This window comes from Lysinibacillus sp. NPDC096212 (genome assembly GCF_044763105.1).
Classification (GTDB): Bacteria; Bacillota; Bacilli; order Bacillales_A; family Planococcaceae; genus Lysinibacillus.
This window is the reverse complement of sequence record NZ_JBIWFQ010000013.1, coordinates 88445-112756: the sequence shown is the minus strand read 5'-3', so window position 1 is coordinate 112756 and position 24312 is coordinate 88445. Positions and strand designations below refer to the sequence as shown.

The window sequence follows — 24312 nt, the reverse complement described above, 5'->3', positions numbered from 1 at the left end:
TAAAATTCACAGTGCTTTTACAATGAAAGCGTACAATAAATCTTAATAACCAATTTAAGAGGTGCGAGAATGGAGTCTATTGTGAGACAAAGCATAAAAACAAGTAATTTATTTTCTTATTTAAAGTATTTATACGGGCAGCATCAAAACAATACTCTCTATATAAAACGTTTAAAAGCATTGAAGCAAATTATTCAGGACAAGAGTTTACATACTTATTTTCAACCTATCGTCGATTTACAGACGAGGCAGACAGTTGGTTTTGAGGCACTGAATCGTCCAGAGCCTTCAGAATTGTTTCATAGTGTCGATCAGTTTTATGAATTTGTTGGGCAAACGGACTGCGTATTTTTATTTGAATGCTTTTGTCGTAATCTTTCATTACAGCGTTTCAAAGAACGACTACACGGGGAATGGATGGACAGAAATTTTTTAGTATTTGTCAATATACATCCTAATGTTTTACTAGATAAGAGTTACCATAGTGGTGAAACCTTGCAGCTATTAAAGGACCTTGGCATAAAACCACAGCAAGTAGTGTTTGAGCTAACCGAACGTAGTGCAGTGGTAGATTTTGTGGAGTTTGAACGTGTATTATCGCATTATCGATCACAGGGCTATCGAATTGCAGTGGATGATGTGGGTTCAGGCTATAATAGTTTGAAAACTCTTATTTACTTAAAGCCAGAGTTTATTAAACTAGACCGTTCTTTAATACAATTTATTGATAAAAACAGCGAGCAGCAGCAGCTCGTTACATTGCTGATGAGATACGCAGAGCAAGCTGAAACGAAAATTATTGCAGAAGGTATTGAACGCCAGGAAGAACTTGATTATTTACATACTATTGGAATCCACTACGCACAAGGCTATGCGGTAGGGAAACCCGCAAAGGAATTACATTTGGGGAAAATAAGGATGGGTGACCATGAAGATAGGGGAAGTCATAGAAAATGTTCCTTGTATTGATGAATTTGTGAAAAATATAGAGGTGGATTCACTTTTTACAAGTAATCCGTCTTTACGTAGTGTTGTCGTTGTTCGAGATGACAAACCAATTGGGCATATTACACGTACGCATTTCTATCAAAAAATTGGCACACGCTATGGCTATAATTTGTTTATGGGGCGACATAATCAGCTGATTATAAAAGAGAATCCTTTAATTGTAGATCGCAATATACCTATAACAGAGGTCAGTACATTAGCGATGTCTAGACCTTCAGAGGATCTATATGATGATGTGATTGTAACAAGGAATGACTTGTATTACGGTGTAGTAAGTATTCGGGAGCTACTGTTAAAGCTCGTAGACACACAAGTAGCTATTGCTAGCTTTTTAAATCCTTTAAGTAGTCTTCCTGGCAATAAATTAATAGATGAAAAACTAGAAGAGGCACTAAAGCTACCGCAATATAGTTTAATATATTTTGATTTAGACCATTTTAAATCTTACAATGATACGTATGGTTTTAATAAAGGGGATAAAATTTTACTGTATTTAACTGATATTTTGAAAAGAAATATAGTAGGTACAGAAGATTTTTTAGGACATATTGGTGGAGACGATTTCGTTGCGATTCTTCCGCATTATGAGGCTGCCATGATCTGTCAAAGAATTATTGATGAATTTGATGCATTTATTTTAAGCTTTTATGATGTAGAGGATTTAACATACTTACAAGTACAAAATAGAGCTGGTAAATTAGAGCCTCTATCTTGTACTACGCTATCCATTGCGGTTATTACTAATCAATATCAGCAATTTGAATCTGTTGACCGATTGTCAGATGCGGTGACACGTGTAAAAAAACAATGTAAAAAAATTTCGGGAAGTTGTTATCTCGTTAATGACAATGGGAAAGAAACCTACCTCGTTCATTAGACGAAGTAGGTCAGACTGTGGGCAAGCTCGCCCACAGTCTTTTTTTCATAACGGACGCTTTCCGCGAAGAAGCTCACATGTTCCGTAAGCATTTCTTATTAAATTTGGTTTTTAGGGCATAATCAAAAGAAATAAGCCGCTTTACTTTAGGAAATTATTAATCTAAATAAAACATACTTGAATTATAGGGATTATAGGTATATAATTCGATTACATTATAATTAAACTTCTTAGGAGGCTTTTCATTGTCTACATTACAAATTATTCTTAACGTTGCTGTCTTGCTCGTATTCGTTGGAATTTTATATTTTATGAATAAAAAGCACGTTAAGTTTTCAAATCGTGTATTTACGGCTCTAGGCTTAGGTATTGTACTTGGTCTTGGACTGCATTTAATTTATGGTATTGATTCAGATGTGTTAACTAAAACAACAAGTTGGTACAATATTATTGGTACTGGCTATGTTAAATTACTACAAATGGTTGCGATGCCATTAATTTTTATTTCTATCTTAATTGCCTTTACGAAAATGAAGGTTGGTAAAAACTTCGGAAGAATGGCAGCTCTTATTTTAGCCATTTTAATCGGTACAACTGCTGTATCAGCTGCTGTTGGTATTTTTTCAGCAACAGTATTCGATTTAGATGCTTCTCATATTATGCAAGGTGCTGCAGAAACTGAGCGTGGGGCGTATTTAGAGGAAAAAACTTCTGGATTAACTGCGCCGGATTTACCAACTCAAATTATTGAGTTATTCCCAGCAAATCCATTCTTAGATTTAACAGGTGCTCGTTCTACATCAACAATTGCTGTTGTAATTTTTTCAGCATTCTTAGGTTTTGCTTATTTACGTGTAGCACGTAAGGATGGAGATACTGCAGCTACTATTAAAAAGGGCTTGGATGCCATCTATGCATTAGTAATGGGCGTTGTAACGATTGTCTTACGTTTAACACCGTATGGTATTTTAGCAATTATGGCACGTACAGTTGCGACATCTGATTTCGGGGCAATCTATAACCTAGGTAAGTTTGTTGTAGCGTCTTATGTAGCGCTAATGATCGTGTTTATAGTACACTTACTAATTCTTACTTTAAGTGGTTTAAATCCATTTACGTACTTAAAGAAATCTGCGGAAACATTATTATTTGCCTTCACTTCACGTTCAAGTGCAGGTGCTTTACCAATGAACATTAAAACACAAACAGGTCGTCTTGGTGTACCTGAGGGTATTGCAAACTTCTCGGGCTCATTTGGTCTATCTATTGGTCAAAATGGCTGTGCTGGTGTTTATCCTGCAATGCTAGCGATTATGATTGCACCGACAGTTGGGATTAATCCACTTGATCCAGTGTTTATCATTACAGTTATTGCAGTTGTAGCAGTCAGCTCATTTGGTGTAGCTGGTGTCGGTGGTGGTGCGACATTCGCAGCAATTCTTGTATTATCAGCACTTGATTTACCGATTGCGCTTGCAGGTATATTAATCTCTGTTGAGCCGTTAATTGACATGGGCCGTACTGCACTTAATGTAAGTGGTTCAATGACTGCTGGTGTGACAACAGCACGTATTACAAAAGAATTGGACACTGAAATGTACAATAATAAAGAATTAGGTGCTCAAGTATCTGATTTATAAAAAGACAGAGCTACTCTCATATAGAGGGTAGCTCTTTTTTACGGACATAAAAGTGGGTTGTTATGTAAGAAACAACCCACTTTAATAATATGAAATTTTTATATTATTTTTACATAAAAATCTTTACCGTTTATAATCTCGGGCAGTTCAATGTTGTGATTTGTTTTATAGTAATTATAAATATTATGCGCTAACCCAGAGTGCCCATTTAAATATGTTCCTTTTTTAATCTCCCTACGTGGATTATGGAAATCAAAATACAAGCGAGAATCGTGGCACATTGCATCCAAAATTGCTTTAAACTCTTGTTCTTCAATATGAATCCCACGTGTATATCTGCACTCTCTGCGGTACGTATCATGAGAAACATTCACCGGCGGCGACTCAAGAACCATTTCGATTTTTTTACTCAAATATTAGCAGCTCCTTTTTTAAAATTAGCACCAAAGGGTAGAAAAAAGACTTGAATACTTTTAAAAGCATTGACCTAATTCTTAATATTTATCACCTAAAGTTAGGGATGATATATGTTAAAAGGAATACCATTTTAATTTAAGTTGATTAGAGTGGAGACTGGTCGCCCCCAGGAAGCTTTGCTCTGTGCGAAAGCGAAGCGTCAGCAACAAAGCGCCCAGTCGGAACAGAGATCAACCACACGCTATTTTGATGAGCCATGAGTCTATGACTAATATAGTTCAAGTATATAATTATCAGAAAATTATATCAATATTTTCCCTACCAATCTTGTTGCTGTATTTCTTCTGCCACTACTTGTAAATCATAAGCGGTAATCATCAAAAGTGTATATTCGTGTGTTTCCATATATTTTTCTGCTAGACGTTTCATATATTTCGGGGAGCCTTCATTTTCTTCATCATAAATAAGCAGCAGACCATCTGTATTTTGAATTATGAATTTGTCTTTTTCGATAAATTGCCACGGAGCCTCGTATGGTTTTTTCGTTACACTCGTTACGAAGTCCGCTTGAGCTACTAATGCCTGATATTTTTCTTTTTTATGTTCCTGCCAATTTTTCTCCTGCTCTAAAAAAGGAGTGATAACAGAATATTTTAAATGAGGGAATTCCTTTCTTAACATAAGAATAACCTCAGCACCCCATGTTTCTACACCTTGCTGGCCACTAATAATGACCCATTCTAAACCTTCATCGATCAATATACGCAGACGGTTTTCGAGTGCTTTTTTTATGATGGCAATGCCCGGGTGCTTGTCATTAAAAATGCCTAATTCGTGTGGTCTATAGCCAGTAATAATAATTCGCTGTAGCAAAAAAACGCCCCCTAAGCTGTATAGTATGTGTAGTCATAGTATACAGTAGGGGGCGAATGAAAACGAATTCCGAGATATTGTTGTATAGTTGTTCCCAAGTAAAGTTGATTGTTATATTAAAAAGCAAATAGTGTTAAAACAGCAGCTACGGCAGTGCAGATTCCTAAAAACCACCATGTATCTGTAAAGTCCTCTTTGGCGTCACTATTCATGTAAAGTACTTCCTTTCTGTTTTATTTTGATCTGTCCATTCCAAGACCAATTCGTCCATACACGCAGTACAGATTCAAATGGTCCGCGTTTAAATTTCTTGAAGTAGGCAAGGCTGAAAACACATTGCAAGCTATACACGACGATTCCAAATAAAATACCGCCAAACACGCCTAACTTGCCGTATAAGCCTAGACCGTATCCATAAAATACTGTTGTACAAATAATGGTTTGCATTAGATAATTAGTTAATGATAGTTTACCGACACTCTCAAAGGCAGGAGCGAGACGTTGTACAGGGCGGGTTTTATATATTAAAGCTGCAAGGCAGACATAGCCAACTGCTAATAATTCAGACCCACCTGTTAACAGCATTCCGGAAAAATTGCTTTCTATAATAAAACTCAGACTCTTACAAGCTAGTCCTATTGGAACAAGCAGAGCGCCGAGCTTATACCATTTTTTTTCATCTTCCATATTCACAAAAGCTTGCTTTTTAGCAAGCCCCATGCCGAAAAGGGTCAATGCAGAGGTATACATTGGTGCAAGGAAAACTAATAAGAAAAAGACTAATCCTGCATCATCCATGCCCGGAGGTAGATCATTTGCACGGAATTTATAAATGTCTAAGTAGCTCCCGTTAGCGTATACATTGTCGGCTTTTTCTACATAGGTTGCTAACTCTTGCTGTTCTTTTTTAGTTTTTTCTGTGGAACTAAATGATAAGCTAGTAATAAGTAATAAGAAGATACCAGCCCAAATGAATAAAGTTTTCGGTTTACGATTAATAAATGGGATTAAAAACAATATCATAATGCCGTAGGCAAATAAAATATCGCCTTCCCATAAAAACATTGAATGTAGTAAACCTAAAGCAATTAGCCCTGTTGCGCGGCGAAAAATGGACCATCGACTCTTATCTTTTTTTCTACGAATAGATTCTATAAGTTTAATAAGAGAGAAGCCGAATAAAATGGTGAAAATCGGCATAAATGATCCTTCTATAAAGATTTTCACAAAATACCAGGCTCCATTATCGAGGGCGGATAGATCTTTTAGTTCATCTTTGCCATACATGCCAAATTGGAAAATCAACAGATTTGCCATTAAGATGCCAAATAAACTAAATCCACGGATTGTATCTATGAAAGTAACGCGGTTAGTCGTCATTGCAATTCATCTCCTCAATTGGTTATCTTATACATAGTGTAGTTGGTAAAGCTTATGATGAAATGATGACTACCTTAAAGAAATCTTAAAAGAAGGTGATAGCATGCAAGATGCGTCAATTTTAGTATTAGAGGATGAACGTGCAATTGCAGAAATGATAGAAATTATTTTAAGAAAAGAAGGGTTTTTAAACATTACTCTCTGCGAATCTGTTCAAGAAGCAAAAAAGAAAATAGAAATGAAGGTTTTTGATTTTTATCTATTAGATATTATGCTCCCAGATGGTAGCGGACTTGATATGGCGAATATGATTCGAGAGCAAAGTGAAGCACCTATATTCTTTTTAACTGCAAAAGCTAGTGATGCAGATAAGCTTCGTGGTTTTATGAACGGAGCAGACGATTATATTACGAAGCCGTTTAATCCACTTGAGCTTGTTGCGAGGGTGAAGGTCCAGCTTACAAGATATATAAAGAGAAAAGATGTACCCGAAAGTCATTTATTTTCATGCAGTCGATTTACATTCGATATCGATGCGGCAGAGGTGACTGTAAATGGCACAAAGGAAATTATTAGCGGTAGGCTATTTTATTTATTGAAATATTTATGTGAAAATGCAGGGCAAGTGTTATCGAAGGAGCAAATTTACGAGCGCGTATGGGGTGACTGTTTGTTTGATGATAATACTGTGATGGTGCATATTCGAAAACTGCGAGAAAAAATAGAAAAGAATCCAGGTAAGCCAACCTGCATTATTACTGTGAGGGGTATTGGTTATAAACTTGCTGGAGATGTTTCTTCATGAAGCCAGCTAGAAGATTAACGCTTCGTTTTGTATCTTATTTCATCATTTTTTATTTACTAATCATTACAGGCTTTATTATAAGTTTGGTGTTTTTTGCAATCTTTATCAATCGTCATGTTGGTGACGATATTCATATAATGAGTTCCTCTGAAATTAAAGATGATGCTGTCGTAGAAAAAGGGGAATCTATTAAGATTGCTGATTATTTAGTAAAGCGAGCAGGGGAGAACTTAGGGCAATTATATTTGTTCAATCAATCGATGGACATTGTTGATTACACGGGAGACACATGTGAACTATGTAGTATGACAGATAACGAAAAAATGGCTCTTAAACGGCCAGGAATGCACACGTGGGAGATTCCTAAATATCATTTGTTATTCCTCCCGGCTTTACCTGTTCAGCCGCTTTTTGAGGAAGTAGTTCGGGATTGGAAGGATAAAGGAGAGGTTTCTTTAGAACTGCTCCAGCGTTTACAGGATAAGAAGGCCTCGGTTGAAATCTATAATGAGCAGTGGGATCGTGTAGAAGTCATTGGTGAGCGCTATAAAAAGCTCCATAAGCCTCAATTGCTGGAAGAGAATTACGATATTTTTGAGTATAAAGAGCTTTCGCAAAATGCTTCTTTAGAGGATGGCTCGACACTAGTTGTACGGATGCCCAACCCATCATATAAGCCGTTTGACGAGCCGTTTAATAAAGCGATGGTTTTATTTGTTTCCGTCTTCTTTGGTGGACATATTATATTGTTAATAGGGATTATCTTTTTATCGGTTAGCATTTCCCGTCAATTTGTTCGCCCGCTTGTTTATGTAATATCTCGTATCGAGCTACTAGCTCAGTTCGACTACAGGAAAGTAAGAGATAAAAGTATCCATCATCGGAAGACAGGGAAGTTAAAGAGGAAATTTAAATTATTTCAGCCAGTCGATGAATCGATAAATAATTTATCAAAACGCCTTTCCTCCAATGAAAGGCAAATTAAGCATGCAGAGCAATTACGGGAGGAATGGATAACTGGCTTATCCCATGATTTAAAGACACCGCTAAGCTCTATTTATGGTTATTCCACAATGCTAGCTTCCGAGGACTATGAGTGGACAAAGGAAGAAATGCGCGTCTTTGCAACTACGATGCAGGAGAAGGCGACGTATATGGATGCTCTTATACAAGACTTAACATATACGTATCAATTAAAAAATAAAGCGATACAGCTTGAAAAAGTGCTGTTACCACTCAACGTATGGTTACCTCAATTTGCAGATGAGCAAGTGTCTGTAAAAGTTTATGGGGATGTCATGCTTGAAGCGGACGAGCTTTTATTAAAGCGTATTTTAGATAATCTAATAACCAATGCTAAAAAATATACTCCTGAAGGTACAAAGGTAAACGTAGAAGCGCAAAATATAGGCCAGGAGATTATGCTGACAATCGCCGACCAAGGTCCAGGAATTCCTCAAGAGGAGCTCGATAACCTCTTCGAGCGATATTATCGAGGTACTAATACTACGGACGATGCAACGGGTACAGGTCTGGGATTGGCTATTACTAAGCAGTTAATAGATTTACATGATGGTACCATTAGTGTCCAATCAGGAGCGGAAGGTACAGTCTTTGTAATAAAGTTTAAATGTAAGTAGTAGGTTTTTGCATATCATCAAAAATTGGGGGGCATTTGTGAAAATGAATGCCATGTATATAAGTTGATTGGAGTGGAGACTGGACGACTCCTTGGGGATCAGCGATAGAGGAACGAAGGCTAAAACCATCACATCCTGTGATAACGCCTTCGTGACCAGCATCGTGTTGGCCCGAGACCCTGGAGCGCAGCGGATGTTTTCTGTGCGAAAGCGTAGCGACAGCAACAACAAATGTTTTCTGTAGCGAAAGCAAAGCGTCAGCTACAATTGTTTTATCTGCGCGAAAGCGAAGCGTCAGCGGCAAAACGCCCAGTCGGAACGGAAATCAACTCCACGTTATGGCAATGGCTAGTTTTTTATTGAAGAAGTAAAGTAAAACACTGTTAATTTGGGCAGTACAAGTGATGAAACATTCACCTTGTACTGCCCTTTTTGTAATGTTGACCATTGAAGTGTAAGTTTTTAGGGGATTACCCCTATATGAACGGCTCTCTCTTAAAACTATTATTAAGGTGTAAAAGGTGTATACGAAAGACAGCATGATAAGGAGGATATACACATGAAGACTTCTTTTAAAGTAGTCATCGTTGGAGGAGGAACTGCTGGTATTTCAGTAGCGGCACGCTTACTTCGTCAATCTCATTCGCTTCAAGGGGAGATTGCCATCATAGATCCTGCAGAAAAACATTATTATCAACCACTCTGGACATTGGTGGGAGGTGGTGCAGCAAATAAATGGGACTCTGAACGTGAGATGCTTTCTGTTATCCCTGAAGGAGCTGTTTGGTTAAAAGAGGCTGTTAGTAGTTTTTACCCCAATCAAAACCAGGTAATCACACTAGATGGTACAACATACACGTATGATTTTTTAGTAGTCGCTGGTGGGATAGAAATAAACTGGGGAGCTATTAAAGGGCTGAAAGAGGCACTAGGAACTAAAAGTGTATGCAGTAATTATTCTTTTAAGCATGTGGATTATACGTGGGAAACGATCCGCAATTTTAAAGAGGGAACAGCGTTATTTACACATCCGAATTCGCCAGTAAAATGTGGTGGTGCTCCACAAAAAATTATGCATTTAGCAGAAGACCATTTTAATAGAGTCAATGTTCGCGACAATATTAACGTTATTTTTGGTTCGGCCAATCCAGCTATTTTCGATGTTTTGAAATATCGTGAAGCACTTGAAAAGGTAATAGAGCGGAAAAATATTGATACTCGATTCCGTCGTAATTTGATTGAAATTAAGGCTGATGAAAAAATAGCTATTTTTGAAAATTTAGATACTGGCACAGTAGAAGAAATTAAATACGACATGATTCATGTGACACCTTATATGTGTTCACCTGAGTTTATACGAACAAGTGCATTAGCAGACGAATGTGGCTGGGTAGATGTTGATAAATTTACTTTGCAGCATAAAAAGTTTGGCAATGTGTTTGGGATAGGTGACAATGCCAATCTACCAACATCAAAAACGGGTGCAGCTATTCGCAAGCAAGCTCCTATCGTTGCACAAAATCTTATTGCTTTAATGAGACAACAACCAATGGCGCAAATGTATGATGGCTACTCTTCTTGCCCAATTGTAACAGGCTACAACAAACTAATATTGGCGGAGTTTGATTACAATAAAGAGCCTGTCGAATCTATGCCTTTCAACCAGGCAGTGGAAAGATCCAGTATGTATTTCATGAAAAAGGATTTACTACCTGTTATGTACTGGGATGGGATGCTGAAAGGCACTATGTAATTACGAATGAAGGGAGGCGACAGGCGTGGCTAATGCAACGGTAAGTATGAGCGAGGAATTATATCAATTACTCGAAACGCTTGAAAAACCAGAAGTTCGACACTCTTTACAACGATTGTTGGAAAAATTACCGAATGTAGAGCAAACGATAGACTCAGCAGAAAATGTTGTGGATTTTGGGAAAGCAGTACTAACAGATGAAAAGACATTAAATCGATACGAGCAATTTGTCTCTACTTATAATGTAGGCTCAGAAACGATAACGGCTATTGTGCAGCTAATGGAAAAATTGCCAAAGCTTGTTCAAATCATTCATCAGTTAGAAAACATCGTTGATTTTGTTACAGCAGTACTTCAGGATAAACAAACGACAGACTATACAATGAATAATTTAAAGAGCTATGCCGATCCATATGTTGAAAAAGGAAAGACAGGTTTGGATTTCTTAAAAATGGTACAGCAAAGAGCAGAAGAAAAGCCTCAGCATATTAATGTTTTTTCAATTGTTAAATGGATGAAAGATCCTTCTGTTCAAAAATCACTTAATTATGTCCAATCTGCATTAGATATTTTAAAAGAAAAAAACTAAGTATAAAGGGGAGTTTTACACATGTTATTACGATATTTTTACGATGAAAAATTAGCGCACGCTTCTTATGTTGTGGGATGTCAGGCGAAGGGAGAAATGGTTATCGTTGATCCGATGCGTAACATTGAACCCTATCTTGCATTAGCAGAAAAAGAGAAGATGCAAATTGTTGGAGCGTTAGAAACGCATATCCATGCGGATTTTGTAGCAGGGTCTCGTGAGTTAGCAGACCGTGTTGGAACAAAGATGTATATTTCCGACGAAGGGGATGCTGATTGGAAGTATCAAAATCTAGAAGGTATTCCTCATCAATTATTAAAAGACGGTGATGAATTTACTATAGGTAATCTTATTTTTAAAGTCATGCATACACCAGGACATACGCCAGAAAGTATCTCCTTCTTATTAACGGATCGTGGCGGTGTAGCAGATAAGCCAATGGGGATTTTTACAGGTGACTTTGTCTTTGTAGGTGATATCGGACGCCCTGATTTGTTAGAAAAGGCTGCTGGTATTCAGGGTACATCACTATCTGGTGCAAAAGCGATGTTTTTATCATTAGAACGTTTTAAGGCTTTACCAGATTACATGCAAATATGGCCGGCTCATGGAGCAGGTAGTGCTTGTGGTAAAGCATTAGGAGCTGTACCATCTTCGACAGTTGGGTATGAGAAGCAATTCAGCTGGGCTATGCAATTTGATGATGAACAAAAATTTATTGACGCGTTACTAGATGGTCAACCGGAACCTCCTTATTATTTCGCTGTTATGAAGCGTGTCAATAAAGTAGGAATAGAGCTTATTAAGAACTTACCACCGGTGAAGCTCGTGTCAAGCTATGAAGAGATTACTCAACTTCTTGCAGATGGGAAGCAAGTGATTGATACTAGATCGGCGGAAGATTTCTCGCAAGGATTTATCGCAGGTACACTAAACATCCCTTACAATAATTCAATGACAAATTGGGCTGGTTGGCTAGTAGCTTATACAAAGCCATTATATTTACTAATTAATCCTTCCCAACTAGATGATATTTTAATAGCATTACGTTCTATAGGTATCGACAATGTTGTTGGCTATGGAGATGTGACGAAAGTATTGGAAGAGGCTACTTCTCTAGATAGTTATGAAAATATAACTCCTTTAGAAGCAAAGCAGTTAATTGAAAGTGAAAAAGTCCATGTGCTTGATGTGCGCAATCAAACAGAATATGATGCAGGGCATATTGAAAATGCTCAACATATTATGGTTGGTACACTAGCTAGACGTTTAGATGAATTGCAAACAACTAAAAAAATTGTTGTTCAATGCCAAGGTGGTGCTCGTTCTGCAATTGCTGTAAGTGTACTAAAAGCAAATGGCATTCATGACATTGTAAATTTAACGGGGGGCTATATGGCTTGGCAACAAGAGGTAGTGACTAAATAAATGAGGTTGTTCTAAAAGAAAAATAGCATACTAGTAAGTCTAGTCTGCTATTTTTTTTCTTTGCTTAGTACTTCCGAGAGGCATCTTTTGAAGATGATGAGTGGAAATCGTCATTTTAAATCAAAGATTTTAGTAAGGCGTTGTGAGATTCGTCAATGGAAAGTTAAACGGATTTAGACAACCTTTTTTCTCGGTAAAAGGGGTTAAAAAATGATTATTGTAAGTTTGAGTATATTCCTTCTTTTTATTGGTAGAATTATTTATAAACGGCATATCCCGGTGCGTCAAATACAGGAGTGTTTACTACAAGAGTTGAAAGTGGGAATGGTGATAGTAGATGTACGTGATTATAATGATTCTTACAAATCACCTACACCAAATGCATTAAATTTACCAATTGCCTATTTAGTACGTCACATGCATGAACTACCCAAAAAGCCCCTTCATATTATTGCGTCAACACAGCTAGAAAAAAATATGAGTGTTCGTATCATTCGTAAAGCGGGGCATGAAGTGAAGAGTTATAGCATGATGGAAGAAAAAGTATAGGGCAAAGTATGCGGATTAGTAACAAGTAAACCTAAAGCCTCCGGACGTAATTATGCCGAGGTATAATTAATACTAGGAGTGTGTTTAGATTGGAGAAAGAACAGCTGAAAAATAAATATTTACAGCAAATATTTCAATATATTCAAGATGGCATCATCATAATGAATCACAACCGTGAAATTTTAATGATGAATCCCTCAGCGAAGCGGTTATCGGGATGGGAAATAGGAGATCGAGTGCCCTTTTGTTCATTTTGTGAAAATCGTCAAAAATCTCCAAAAGAACATACATGTTATTTAATAGAGCATAATGAGGTTCCCTATTTTTTATCGAAAATGCCGACGTATCATGGGAGTAAAATAGACGTTGAAATGAGCACGGCGCTGATGTATACAGATAGTAAAACAAACGAGCAAGAATTTCTTCTTGTATTGCGCGATCAGACCCTTCAGTTAAAGGAAGAAGAGGCTCGCATTTCAAAGCTAATTATAAAAAAGCTAATTGAGGCAAAAGAGGAAGAACATAAAAGGCTTGCGCAAGAATTACATGATGGCGTTGGTCAGTCATTGTATACAATATCTGTTGCATTGCAAGCGATAGAATCTTATGTCAAAGACAATGAAAAACTAAATACGTATATCGAAGAAGTACGCAATGAGCTAGAGCAAGTAATGAATGATATTAAATTGTATTCCTATCAGCTTCGCCCCCATAGCATAGATCAGTTAGGGATTTCACCTACATTAGACACCCTTGTCGATTCAGTGCAAAAGGTACATCCTGATATTGCTATATCGTTAGAAACAGATTTTGAAGAACGTTGTCATCCATCTGTAGAAATCAATATTTATCGCGTCGTGCAGGAGGCTTTACACAATATTATTAAATATGCAAAAGCTTCTAAAGTCGTCATTCGACTCGAAAAGAAAGCTACAAATTTATCACTCTATATAGAAGATAATGGCGTAGGGTTTGATCTGCAGTACTTGAAAAAAGAAGGGCTCGGTTTAAAGCATATGGAGGAGCGAATTACACTATTAGGCGGATTTTTTAATATTACTTCGGCTCACAATAAAGGTACACAAATTAGCATTCAAGTACCTAATTGGAAGGATGACTTTAGATGATTCGTGTTTTAGTAGTAGATGATCATGTGCTAATCCGTAAAGGGATTGTTCTTTTATTGGAAAATTATATAGATATAGAGGTTGTAGGTGAAGCGAGTGATGGAGCGGAGGCAATCACTCAGGCAATTTCATTAAACCCAGATGTCATTTTAATGGACGTATCCATTCCGAATGGGTTAGATGGATTTACGGCTACTCAAGAAATTCATAAGCAAATGCCTAACGTGAAAATTATTATGTTAACAATGCACAATGAAGTTGCTTATATTCAAAAAGCGATTGCTGTTGAAGCCCATGGCTATATTTTAAAAAATAGTCAAGGTGGAATTCTCTACGAGGCTATCCATGCCGTATATAGTGGTCGCATATATTACAACGTTGGTATTCCTCAAGAGCAGATGGATAAATTATTTGAACATAAGGGGCATGAAGATCAATGCATTTTAACTGTGCGTGAGCAGGAGATAATGAGGTTAACAGTTCTAGGGTATACGAATATCCAAATTGCTGGGCAGCTATATATTAGTAGTAAAACGGTTGAAAATCATAAATCAAATATTATGCAAAAGCTCAATTTAAGTAATAAAGCTGAGCTTATTCAGTATGGGCTTGCAAATAACTATATGTAACAACTTGTTGCTGTGCAATATGTAATTGAAATATGGCTCTTCGGCAAAATGAAGGGTTGATTTATGTTCCGGCTAGGCGCTTTGTCGCTGCCGCTTTGCTTTCGCTACAAAAAACATTTGTCGCTGCCGCTTCGCTTTCGCGCAGATAAAACATTTGTCGCTGCCGCTTCGCTTTCGCACAGAGCAAAGCTTCCTGGGGGCGTCCGATGAGACCTTGGAGTGCAAGCAAAGCGACGACTAGAATTACGCCAAGGTGAAATTGATGGATACACATTTTTTATAATTATTCCTTTGCCGACAAGCTAAGATCACTTGAAATATGAGTGATCTTTTTTTATTTTTTAGAGATAATTTTTAATATTGTCACAGTGAGTAAGCTAATAGTGGAAAACCCCTATATGTCTGAAATTGCAGCAGGACTATACTGAAAGCACATGAATAAAAGGAGATGCAAGAACGATGGATATTACATTTATAATTGTGATTTTCCTGATTGGATTCGTTGGCTCATTTGTGTCCGGTATGTTGGGCATCGGCGGTTCAATCATTAAATACCCAATGCTACTATATATACCGCCACTTTTTGGTTTAGCAGCATTTTCAGCACATGAAGTTTCAGGAATCAGTGCAGTACAAGTGTTTTTTGCGTCGATTGCAGGCGTTTGGGCATATCGAAAAGGTGGTTACCTTAACAAGCCCCTCATTATTTATATGGGAGGAGCAATTTTAGCCGGTAGCTTTGTTGGGAGCTACGGATCACAGTTTTTATCTGAAAACGGTGTGAATGTCGTATACGGTATTTTAGCCTTGATTGCAGCTGTGATGATGTTTATTCCTAAGAAACAAATTGATGATAAGTCAATGAATGAAGTAACTTTCAACAAGCCTTTAGCTGCAATTTTAGCATTTATTGTTGGGATTGGTTCAGGGATCGTTGGTGCTGCAGGTGGTTTCTTGCTTGTACCGATAATGCTTGTAGTACTTGGGATTCCAACGCGCATGACGATTGCCACTAGCTTAGCTATTACGTTTATCTCATCGATTGGTGGAACAATCGGTAAGTTAATGACAGGACAAGTCGAGTACTATTCCGCAGGTATTATGATAGTGGCAAGTTTACTGGCGGCTCCTCTTGGGGCAAAAGTAGGTAAAAAAATGAATACGAAAATTTTGCAAAGTATTTTGGCCGTACTCATCTTAGCGACAGCGATTAAAATTTGGGTTGATCTATTATGATGAAAAAACAAAAAGTGGTTGCCTATAAGTCACATGAAAAAAAGCTAATAATTATAAGTTTTTTAGTAGCGGGGATAATGTTTCTTTCAATCATTGGAAGAATTTTTGGTACCTAGGAGATGAAATAAAATGAATGATTCAGCTGTAATGTGGAGTCGTGCCTTAACAGAGTTAACATTGTCATTCCATATCGTTTACGCAACAATTGGCGTCGGTATACCTTTAATGATCATGATTGCTCAATGGGTTGGATTAAAAAATAATGACGAGCACTATTTATTACTAGCAAGAAGATGGGCAAGAGGGTTTGTGATTACTGTGGCAATCGGGGTTGTCACTGGTACTGCGATAGGATTGCAGCTATCACTACTATGGCCAAGCTTTATGGAGTTGGCTGGACAGGTGATCGCATTACCATTGTTTATGGAAACATTTGCGTTCTTTGTTGAAGCGATTTTCTTAGGGCTTTATTTATATACATGGGACCGATTCAAAAATCCAAAGAGACATCTATTATTATTGGTCCCAGTAGCTATTGGTGCTTCTATGTCGGCCGTTTTTATTACGATTGTGAATGCCTTTATGAATGCACCGCAGGGCTTTGATCTTGTAGATGGAGAGCTTGTAAATATTCAACCAGTATTAGCAATGCTAAATCCTGCAATGCCAACGAAGGTAGCGCATGTATTAGTAACATCTTATATGACGTCAGCATTTTTATTAGCTTCTATTGCTGCTTATCGTATGCTACGAGGATCGAAGCATGTGTATCATAAAAAAGCATTACATCTTTTATTGAAACTTGGACTAGTATTTTCGCTAGCAGCACTGATTGTAGGTGACTTTTCTGGGAAGTATTTAGCGGAATATCAACCAGAAAAATTAGCTGCTGCTGAATGGCATTTTGAAACAAAAGAGGATGCTTCGCTTATGTTATTTGGAGTATTAGATGGAGAAGAGGTAAAATATGCTATCAAAATACCGTACGCATTGAGTGTATTGGCGCATAATAATCCTTTTGCAGAAGTAAAAGGTTTAGATCAATTTCCTGAGGACGAACAGCCGCCACTTTATATCCATTATTTGTTTGACGTCATGGTAGTTATCGGAACTTTACTAATTGTCGTTGCAGCTATTTATGTGCTAGGTAAGTTGCGAGGGTGGAAGTTTATTTCTTCAAAAAGTTTTAAGAGAATAGTAGTGGCAGGTGGTCCATTATCGCTTATTGCTGTTGAGGCAGGCTGGTGGTTTGCCGAAGTAGGGCGTCAGCCTTGGATACTTCGTGGTTATATGAAAACGGCGGAAGGTGCTACAACAAGTGGCCAAGTCGATACTATGCTAATACTATTTGCAGGGCTGTACATTGTATTAGCGGTAGGAAGTATCGTAGTACTTATTCGTATGTTCCGTAACAATCCGATTGAACGTGAAATTGAAGAACATCAACAAGTGGAAGGATGTGCAGGGCAATGAGCTTAGAGATATTAGGAATTTCGGTACTGTGGTTATTTCTATTCGGCTATGTCATTGTTGCGTCCATAGACTTTGGAGCGGGCTTCTTTAATGCTTATAGTGTCTTAATTGGTAAAGATCATATATTAGCAAATGTTATTAAGCGCTATTTATCTCCGGTGTGGGAAATTACAAATGTCTTCCTTGTATTTTTCTTTGTTGGAACGGTAGGCTTCTTTCCTCAAACGGCTTATTATTATGGCACAATTTTGCTAGTGCCAGTCAGTATCTCATTAATATTAATTGCAATTAGAGGGAGTTATTATGCATTTGAATCCTACGGTGGAAAAGGCGGACATATCGGATATACTATGATGTACGGAATTACTGGTTTATTTATACCTGCATCCCTATCTATTGTATTAACGATATCTGAGGGAGGGTTCGTAAAAATCGTAAACGAAGAACCTCATTTACAAATTGCTAAACTTTTCACCAGTCCGTTAACGTGGTCTATTGTGCTATTAAGTGTAGTGGCAGTTTTGTATATTTCAGCTGTTTTCCTAACATGGTATGGGAAAAGAGCGCGAGATGAACATGCTTCTAATTTAATGAGAAAGTATGCACTCGGTTGGTCTTTGCCGCTCATAATAAGTGTAATAGGGATTATGGTGGAGTTAAAGGGACATGTGCCTGAGCATTACGAAAATATGTTAGATCTGTGGTGGCTTTTCGCGGTTTCAGGTGTGCTATTTCTTATAACGCTAATTCTTTTATTTAAAAAGAAAAACTATGGCATAGCTGTCTTTTTAATGGTTGCCCAATTTGGATTTGCATTCTTCGGTTATGGTATTTCACATTATCCGTATTTACTGTATCCGTATATATCAGTCTATGATAGCTTTACAAATGAAACAATGGCAATTGCATTAGTGATAGCGTTTGTTGGAGGATTGGTTCTACTCATACCTTCACTTTATTTAGTAATGAAATGGTTTGTGTTTGATCGTGATTATGCTTGCGGTAAACATGATCACCATGCATAGGGGGAACTATAATGAATCAATTTATTATTTTGTACGCACCTTTTCTTGTAGTAGCTATTAGCATTGTGATTGGTTTTTGGATAGGACCGAAAGATCGTCAAGTTAAGTAATTGCAGACGCTAATCCTAAGGAGTCTGTTTTATCGTATTAATTAAATAGGATAGAAGCTCAAAAAAAGGGGCTATATGGATAGTCGTGAGTGTTTGACTTTCTATATAGCTCCTTTTGTTTATGTGGTTAATTTACTTGATGCAACGCTCTGATGGTCGCTCAATTTTTACATAGCGCCATAAGCTATTAGCGATATCACGTGCCTCTTCTGCGTGTTCGGTTCCAACGAATGCTTTACGGAAAGGTGTAAGAAGTGATTCGATGATAAAGAGCTTTGGCTTTTCGCGCTGTAGTTCCTCTAATAAGAATTCCACATACTCTAAGCCTTCCGCTGTTTCATTCTTAGACAATCCTTTTTTAAAGCCTGTTAATTGCTCGATGACCGTTCCCTTATCTACAGTTTTATAGTTCGCGACGTTTTGTATCGTGTTGATCATTTCCGTACTAATGAGGATTTCTTTTGATTCAAGCATAACGGGTATAATTACGCTAATATTGCGTAATGCTACACGTACAATGGCTTCGCGATTTATATATTTATAATCAGCAATTAAGACAGCACGTATTGAAAGGTTAATCATACCAAGTGTTTGCACAGCACATTCGTAGCTAATTGGACTAACTTCTTCTCCGAAAACTTGAACAAGTCGATTGGCAAGCCACTCCAGTTCTTGTAAATGATAGTTTAAAATAATTTTTTTCAGTTCATTATCACGAGAATGGAAAACCGATTCAAAAATTTGAATTAAATTATGTTCTCGATTGACATACATGAGTACCGCAACTTGCTGTGTTAATACTTCCAAATCAGTAGGATCTTTGCCGTAAAGAAGTTCGTGGCGGCGATTACTTGCCTCCTCACGCCCTTCATCTAATATGGCGATTAAGCATTCATTTTTAGAAGAAAAATGATTATAAAATGTACCTTTTGAAATTTTAGCTGCACTGATGATGTCGTTAATCGACGCATCCACGAATCCTTTTTCAATAAAAAGAGCACGAGCAGCAGTAATGATTTGTCTTTTTCTTTTGTTCATAACCTCACCTTTTTTAAAATATTATACTCTTATTCTATAGATAAAACGCCTATATATCAATGTTTTTAAAAAATATAATCTTAATTCTTGAAAAAAGTAGACTGCGAGTATAAAATAAGTTTTATCGAAAAAAACAAGAAAGAATTGAGGGATATAAATGAATAGTGGTCAAACACTGCAAAAGCCCCCCTATGGCATGATTGGTATTTTATTTGTGGGTGCTTTTGTTGCTTTTCTTAATAACACATTGTTAAACGTTGCGTTACCAACAATCATGAAAGATTTTGACATAACGTATTCAAAGGTACAATGGCTAGCAACAGGTTATATGCTTGTAAGTGGTATTTTAGTACCTGCTTCAGCATTCTTCGTAACACGCTTTAAAAATAGACATTTATTTATTGTAGCGATGTCAGTCTTTACAATCGGTACAATTATGGCTGGCTTTGCACCTAACTTCGGTATGTTACTTGCAGGTCGTATGGTGCAAGCAGCAGGTGCCGCAAGTATGTCACCACTTCTAATGAATGTAATGTTAATTAGCTTCCCAAAAGAAAAACGTGGGGCAGCGATGGGGATTTTCGGTTTAGTTATGATTTCTGCACCAGCGATTGGTCCTACATTATCAGGATATATTGTTGAGCACCATGATTGGCGCATGCTATTCCAAATGATTATTCCGTTTGCGGTTATTAGTTTATTATTTGGTATTTGGAAATTAGAAAACGTGATGGAGACACGCAAAGTTCAGTTAGATTTCCCATCAGTACTATTATCAACAGTTGCGTTCGGTGGTATTCTATATGGTTTCAGTACTGCAGGGGATAAGGGCTGGTCAAGTCCTTGGGTATATGGCACAATTTCAGTTGGCCTTCTTGCTTTAATCATCTTCATATTTAAACAACTACGTATGGATCAGCCTTTACTAGAATTACGTATTTATAAATATCCAATGTTTGCATTGGGATCAGCTATCTCGGTTATCGTGTCAATGGCTATGTTCTCGGGTATGATTTTGACACCTGCTTATGTACAATCGATTCGAGGAATTGATCCATTTAAAGCAGGCTTAATGATGCTTCCTGGGGCACTTGTAATGGGGATTATGTCGCCGATTACAGGGAAACTTTTTGATAAATTTGGACCGCGTCTACTAGCGGTTATCGGTTTAACGATTACAACAATTGCGACATTCGGTTTAACAAAGTTAGAATTAGATTCAAGCTATACATTTATCGTGTCTATGTACACAATTCGTATGTTCGGTATGTCAATGGTTATGATGCCAATTATGACAAACGGTTTAAACCAATTACCACAAATGATGAACCCACATGGTACAGCTATTAATAATACTTTACAGCAAGTGGCAGGGGCGATTGGTAGTGCTGTGATGGTAACGTTCATGAATAACCGTACAAAAGCAACAGCCGAAGATTTAATTGCAGAAGCAAAAGCCAATGCAGCGCAATCAGGTGTTGCAGCAACGCCAGAACAAATGCAACAAATGCAGGATCAGATTACACAAACTGCTTTATTAGATGGTATTACACACTCATTCTTAATAGCAGCTTGTGTTACAGTCCTTGCGCTAGTGCTTGCCTTCTTCCTAAAACGTGTAAAAATTGAAAGCTCAGCGGCTTCTATGGATATGAAAAAACCAACTAAATAATTTTGATATATAGACCTGTTAGTAGAATTTTTCTTCTAACAGGTCTTTTATATGATTTATCGATAAATGAGGCAATTTGGGTGATAAATCGTAATTAGTAGTCAATAAACTTAAAAAGTTGGTCGATAAATCAAAAAATGTAGGCGATAAATTTTTACTTATTGAGTATTACATGCAGGATGAAGGGGAAGTTTAAACAGACCAAATAAAAATAAAGTGTTATACAGAGATATTTAAAATGGTGGATGACATTTGTTAAAAAGTACGCCTCATATAAGTTGATTGGGGTGGAGGTTGGGGATTAGCAATAGAGGAACGAAGGCTAAAACCAACACATCCTGTGATAACGCCTTCGTGACCAACATCGCTGCCGCTTCGCTTTTGCGCAAAAACATCTGTTGGCCCGAGACCCTGGAGCGAAGCGGCTCATCCGATGCCCCCAGGAAGCTTTGCTCTGTGCGAAAGCGAAGCGTCAGCAACAACAAAGCGCCCAGTCGGAATGGAAATCAACCACACGTTATGGTAATGATCCTTCGAGCTCAAAAATATATATTATATTTTTAAACAGTAGGGACAAAAAGTAAACTTAACTACGATATATAGTTACAAATCAATGAATTTTGAAAAGATTGTCGAAATTGTGATTTAGCTCATTGAAATAATGTACAAACAACCTTATAATGGAGGTTGTAACGTCACCAAGACAAGATAAGGATGGAATTATGATGCACTTTTTGCGAAATAAAGTTAACATTGTAATAACAAATTATACAAATTGCTATCCAGCTCTTGAGACTGGTGATTTGTAAGATATACGCGCTGTAACGACTGTTAAGAAGTGCCTTAATGGTCTTTTTTACATGGAAGCAATAAAATTAAAATAGTGATAGTGATGGCAAAGGAGAGTTCAAAATGTCAGAAACGAATAACCAAACACAGTCTGAACAATTAACTGTGAGTCAAGAACAATTGGATGTGCTAGATCAATTATTAAAGCCTGAGGTTCAGGAATCACTTACAACTTTAGTTGAACAATTACCTAAGTTAACTGAAATGATGACGTTATTAACAAAATCATATGAGTTTGCTCAAGCTGTTGCAACTGACGAAGTACTGAAAAATGATACTGTTGGTGCGGTAACGGAAATGGCAGGCCCAGTAGTAGGCTCAGCTAAAAACCTTGCAGCTACTGCAATTGAAGCGAAAGACCGTGCGTCTGAAAGCCAAGAAGTAATTGGTTTATTCGGTCTTATGAAAATGTTAAAAGACCCACAAGTTCAAGGTGTTTTCCGTTTTGTTAATGCTTTCTTACAAGTAAGCGCTGAACGTAAAGCTAAATAAGAATCGACTTGAGATATATTCAAAACGTAAGGACGGAGGATTAATTAATCATGTCAAAAGAAATCGTCATCTTAGGTGCTGGTTACGCTGGCGTTTTAACTGCATTAACTGCACGCAAGTATTTATCAGCTGATGAAGCTAAAATTACTGTTGTAAACCAATTCCCAACACACCAAATCATCACTGAACTTCACCGTTTAGCTGGTGGTACTATTGCAGAAGGTGCTGTTGCTTTACCACTAAAAAAAATCTTTAAAGGTTTAGATATTGATTTACAAATTGCTAAAGTAACAAAATTCAATGTAGACACTAAAAAAGTGGACCTAGACAATGGTTATACTTTAAATTACGATACTTTAGTAGTATCTTTAGGTAGCCAAACTGGATTCTTCGGTATCCCTGGATTAGAAGAAAACTCAATGGTACTTAAATCAGTGAACGAAGCAAACAAAATTAACAAACATATCGAAGACCGTATTAAAGCATATGCACAAACAAAAGACGAAGCAGATGCAACGATCGTTATCGGTGGTGGCGGTTTAACAGGTGTAGAGCTTGTTGGTGAAATCGTGGACAACTTCCCGAAAATCGCAGCAAAACACGGTGTTAACTTTGCTGACCTTAAAATCAAGCTTGTTGAAGCTGGTCCAAAAATCTTACCAGTACTTCCAGATGTACTTATCCAACGTGCTACTGAAAGCTTAACAAAACGTGGTGTTGAATTCATCACTGGTACTCCTGTAACAGGTGTTGATGGTAACGTCATCTCTCTTAAAGATCGCGAATCAATCGTTGCCAATACACTTATTTGGACAGGTGGGGTAGCTCCGCTTCCAATCGTAGGTGAGTCGGGCCTTGCTGCTGACCGCGGTAAAGCTACGATTAACGAGTTTTTACAATCTACATCTCATAATGATGTATTCGTAATCGGTGATGCATCTGTAGCATTACCAGCTGATGGCGGACGTCCGCTATACGCACCAACTGCTCAAGTTGCATGGCAAATGGGTGAGTGCGCTGGTTACAACCTATTCGCACAATACAAAAACCAAGAGATGAAACCTTTCTCTGCAATTAATTCGGGTACACTTGCAAGCTTAGGCCGTAAAGACGCTGTTGCGACTATCGGTGCTAGCAACACACAACTTAAAGGTCTTCCAGCAACACTTATGAAAGAAGCGTCTAACATTCGCTATCTTACACACATTAAAGCGCTATTCGGCTTAGCGTATTAATATTTTAAGGGCATGAATCAATAGTAATATTGAATTCATGCCCTTTTTTTGTTTTATTAGGGTAGCTAGAGCGGCAGAAAAAAATCAGAGCGACAGAAAGAAGAGCCAGAGCTACGGAAAGAAGAGTCAGAGCGACGGATAGTAGAGCCGGAGTGACAGAAAGACCAGTCAAAGAGGTGGATAGCAGAGCTAGAGCGACGGGAAGAAATCAGAGCGACGGAAAGAAGAGCCGAAGTGACGGAAAGACCAGTCAAAGCGACGGATAGCAGAGCCGGAGTGACGGAAAGAAATCAGAGCGACGGAAAGCGGAGTCAGAGTGACGGATAGCAGAGCTAGAGCGACGGAAAGAAATCAGAGCGACGGAAAGAAGAGCCGGAGTGACGGAAAGACCAGTCAGAGCGACGGAAAGAAGAGCCGAAGTGACGGATAGAATCGTCAAAGTCGTGGATAGAGCGGCCAAAGTCCGT

22 protein-coding genes are annotated in these 24312 nt (G+C 37.7%); 18 read left to right on the top strand and 4 right to left on the bottom strand.

The features are described from left to right. Positions 1 to 69: 69 nt before the first annotated feature. The 3 genes from ACIQ7T_RS14380 (at position 70) to ACIQ7T_RS14370 (ending at position 3525) form a co-directional block, all read left to right on the top strand. Complete coding sequence (locus ACIQ7T_RS14380) at positions 70 to 969, top strand: EAL domain-containing protein (protein WP_402871138.1); 900 nt, start codon at positions 70 to 72, stop codon at positions 967 to 969. Beyond that, a complete protein-coding gene (locus tag ACIQ7T_RS14375; RefSeq protein WP_370080765.1) occupies positions 929 to 1885 on the top strand; it encodes a GGDEF domain-containing protein in 957 nt (318 codons plus the stop codon). The genes ACIQ7T_RS14380 and ACIQ7T_RS14375 overlap by 41 nt, the downstream gene beginning before the upstream one ends. A gap of 311 nt (positions 1886 to 2196) precedes the next feature. Beyond that, the gene (locus ACIQ7T_RS14370; RefSeq protein ID WP_370080887.1) at positions 2197 to 3525 is read left to right on the top strand and encodes an L-cystine transporter; all 1329 of its coding nucleotides are present in this window, start codon (positions 2197 to 2199) and stop codon (positions 3523 to 3525) included. A gap of 98 nt (positions 3526 to 3623) precedes the next feature. Here the strand turns inward: ACIQ7T_RS14370 and ACIQ7T_RS14365 are convergent, their stop codons facing one another. The 3 genes from ACIQ7T_RS14365 to ACIQ7T_RS14355 form a co-directional block, all read right to left on the bottom strand. Beyond that, positions 3624 to 3938, bottom strand: coding sequence for a hypothetical protein (locus ACIQ7T_RS14365; protein ID WP_402871135.1), 315 nt, complete (start codon positions 3936 to 3938; stop codon positions 3624 to 3626). A 322-nt stretch (positions 3939 to 4260) separates the two neighbouring features. Beyond that, positions 4261 to 4815, bottom strand: coding sequence for an SLOG family protein (locus ACIQ7T_RS14360; protein ID WP_370080769.1), 555 nt, complete (start codon positions 4813 to 4815; stop codon positions 4261 to 4263). Positions 4816 to 5019: 204 nt separating this feature from the next. Next, entirely contained in the window at positions 5020 to 6195 is a 1176-nt protein-coding gene (locus ACIQ7T_RS14355) for a DUF418 domain-containing protein (RefSeq protein ID WP_370080771.1), read from the bottom strand. 103 nt (positions 6196 to 6298) lie between these two features. On the opposite strand from ACIQ7T_RS14355, the gene ACIQ7T_RS14350 reads away from it, so the two are divergent. From ACIQ7T_RS14350 to cydS, 12 genes are all read left to right on the top strand, one after another. Beyond that, positions 6299 to 7000, top strand: a complete 702-nt coding sequence (locus ACIQ7T_RS14350; protein ID WP_402871131.1) for a response regulator transcription factor — start codon at positions 6299 to 6301, stop codon at positions 6998 to 7000. Further along, complete coding sequence (locus ACIQ7T_RS14345) at positions 6997 to 8640, top strand: sensor histidine kinase (RefSeq protein ID WP_370080775.1); 1644 nt, start codon at positions 6997 to 6999, stop codon at positions 8638 to 8640. The genes ACIQ7T_RS14350 and ACIQ7T_RS14345 overlap by 4 nt, the downstream gene beginning before the upstream one ends. 559 nt (positions 8641 to 9199) lie before the next feature. Next, a complete protein-coding gene (locus tag ACIQ7T_RS14340) occupies positions 9200 to 10393 on the top strand; it encodes an NAD(P)/FAD-dependent oxidoreductase (protein ID WP_370080777.1) in 1194 nt (397 codons plus the stop codon). Between the two features lie 25 nt (positions 10394 to 10418). Next, positions 10419 to 10982 carry a helical membrane plugin domain-containing protein gene (locus ACIQ7T_RS14335; protein ID WP_370080779.1) on the top strand — a complete coding sequence of 188 codons (564 nt, stop codon included), beginning with the start codon at positions 10419 to 10421 and terminating at the stop codon, positions 10980 to 10982. A 21-nt stretch (positions 10983 to 11003) separates the two neighbouring features. Next, complete coding sequence (locus tag ACIQ7T_RS14330) at positions 11004 to 12410, top strand: MBL fold metallo-hydrolase (protein ID WP_402871126.1); 1407 nt, start codon at positions 11004 to 11006, stop codon at positions 12408 to 12410. A gap of 210 nt (positions 12411 to 12620) precedes the next feature. Next, positions 12621 to 12959, top strand: coding sequence for a rhodanese-like domain-containing protein (locus tag ACIQ7T_RS14325; protein ID WP_370080782.1), 339 nt, complete (start codon positions 12621 to 12623; stop codon positions 12957 to 12959). Between the two features lie 89 nt (positions 12960 to 13048). Then, positions 13049 to 14086 (top strand): PAS domain-containing sensor histidine kinase, encoded by a 1038-nt coding sequence (locus tag ACIQ7T_RS14320; protein WP_370080784.1) that lies wholly within the window; start codon positions 13049 to 13051, stop codon positions 14084 to 14086. Beyond that, the gene (locus ACIQ7T_RS14315) at positions 14083 to 14715 is read left to right on the top strand and encodes a response regulator (protein WP_370080786.1); all 633 of its coding nucleotides are present in this window, start codon (positions 14083 to 14085) and stop codon (positions 14713 to 14715) included. Before ACIQ7T_RS14320 ends, ACIQ7T_RS14315 begins: the two co-directional genes overlap by 4 nt. A 459-nt stretch (positions 14716 to 15174) precedes the next feature. Further along, positions 15175 to 15951, top strand: coding sequence for a sulfite exporter TauE/SafE family protein (locus ACIQ7T_RS14310; RefSeq protein WP_370080788.1), 777 nt, complete (start codon positions 15175 to 15177; stop codon positions 15949 to 15951). Positions 15952 to 16080: 129 nt separating this feature from the next. Beyond that, positions 16081 to 17424, top strand: a complete 1344-nt coding sequence (locus ACIQ7T_RS14305) for a cytochrome ubiquinol oxidase subunit I (protein ID WP_370080790.1) — start codon at positions 16081 to 16083, stop codon at positions 17422 to 17424. Further along, on the top strand, positions 17421 to 18449 hold the full coding sequence (locus ACIQ7T_RS14300; protein WP_370080792.1) for a cytochrome d ubiquinol oxidase subunit II: 1029 nt from the start codon (positions 17421 to 17423) through the stop codon (positions 18447 to 18449). Before ACIQ7T_RS14305 ends, ACIQ7T_RS14300 begins: the two co-directional genes overlap by 4 nt. An 11-nt stretch (positions 18450 to 18460) precedes the next feature. After that, complete coding sequence (gene cydS / locus ACIQ7T_RS14295) at positions 18461 to 18559, top strand: cytochrome bd oxidase small subunit CydS family protein (RefSeq protein ID WP_386846937.1); 99 nt, start codon at positions 18461 to 18463, stop codon at positions 18557 to 18559. Between the two features lie 132 nt (positions 18560 to 18691). Here cydS and ACIQ7T_RS14290 read toward each other — a convergent pair whose 3' ends face one another. Continuing rightward, complete coding sequence (locus tag ACIQ7T_RS14290; RefSeq protein WP_370080794.1) at positions 18692 to 19597, bottom strand: TetR/AcrR family transcriptional regulator; 906 nt, start codon at positions 19595 to 19597, stop codon at positions 18692 to 18694. Positions 19598 to 19754: 157 nt separating this feature from the next. On the opposite strand from ACIQ7T_RS14290, the gene ACIQ7T_RS14285 reads away from it, so the two are divergent. The 3 genes from ACIQ7T_RS14285 to ACIQ7T_RS14275 all read left to right on the top strand — a co-directional run bounded on the left by ACIQ7T_RS14285 (position 19755) and on the right by ACIQ7T_RS14275 (position 23845). Beyond that, entirely contained in the window at positions 19755 to 21269 is a 1515-nt protein-coding gene (locus ACIQ7T_RS14285; protein ID WP_370080796.1) for a DHA2 family efflux MFS transporter permease subunit, read from the top strand. Positions 21270 to 22181: 912 nt separating this feature from the next. After that, positions 22182 to 22610 carry a helical membrane plugin domain-containing protein gene (locus ACIQ7T_RS14280; protein WP_079563022.1) on the top strand — a complete coding sequence of 143 codons (429 nt, stop codon included), beginning with the start codon at positions 22182 to 22184 and terminating at the stop codon, positions 22608 to 22610. A gap of 50 nt (positions 22611 to 22660) precedes the next feature. Continuing rightward, positions 22661 to 23845 (top strand): NAD(P)/FAD-dependent oxidoreductase, encoded by a 1185-nt coding sequence (locus tag ACIQ7T_RS14275; protein ID WP_370080798.1) that lies wholly within the window; start codon positions 22661 to 22663, stop codon positions 23843 to 23845. Positions 23846 to 24312: the final 467 nt, after the last annotated feature.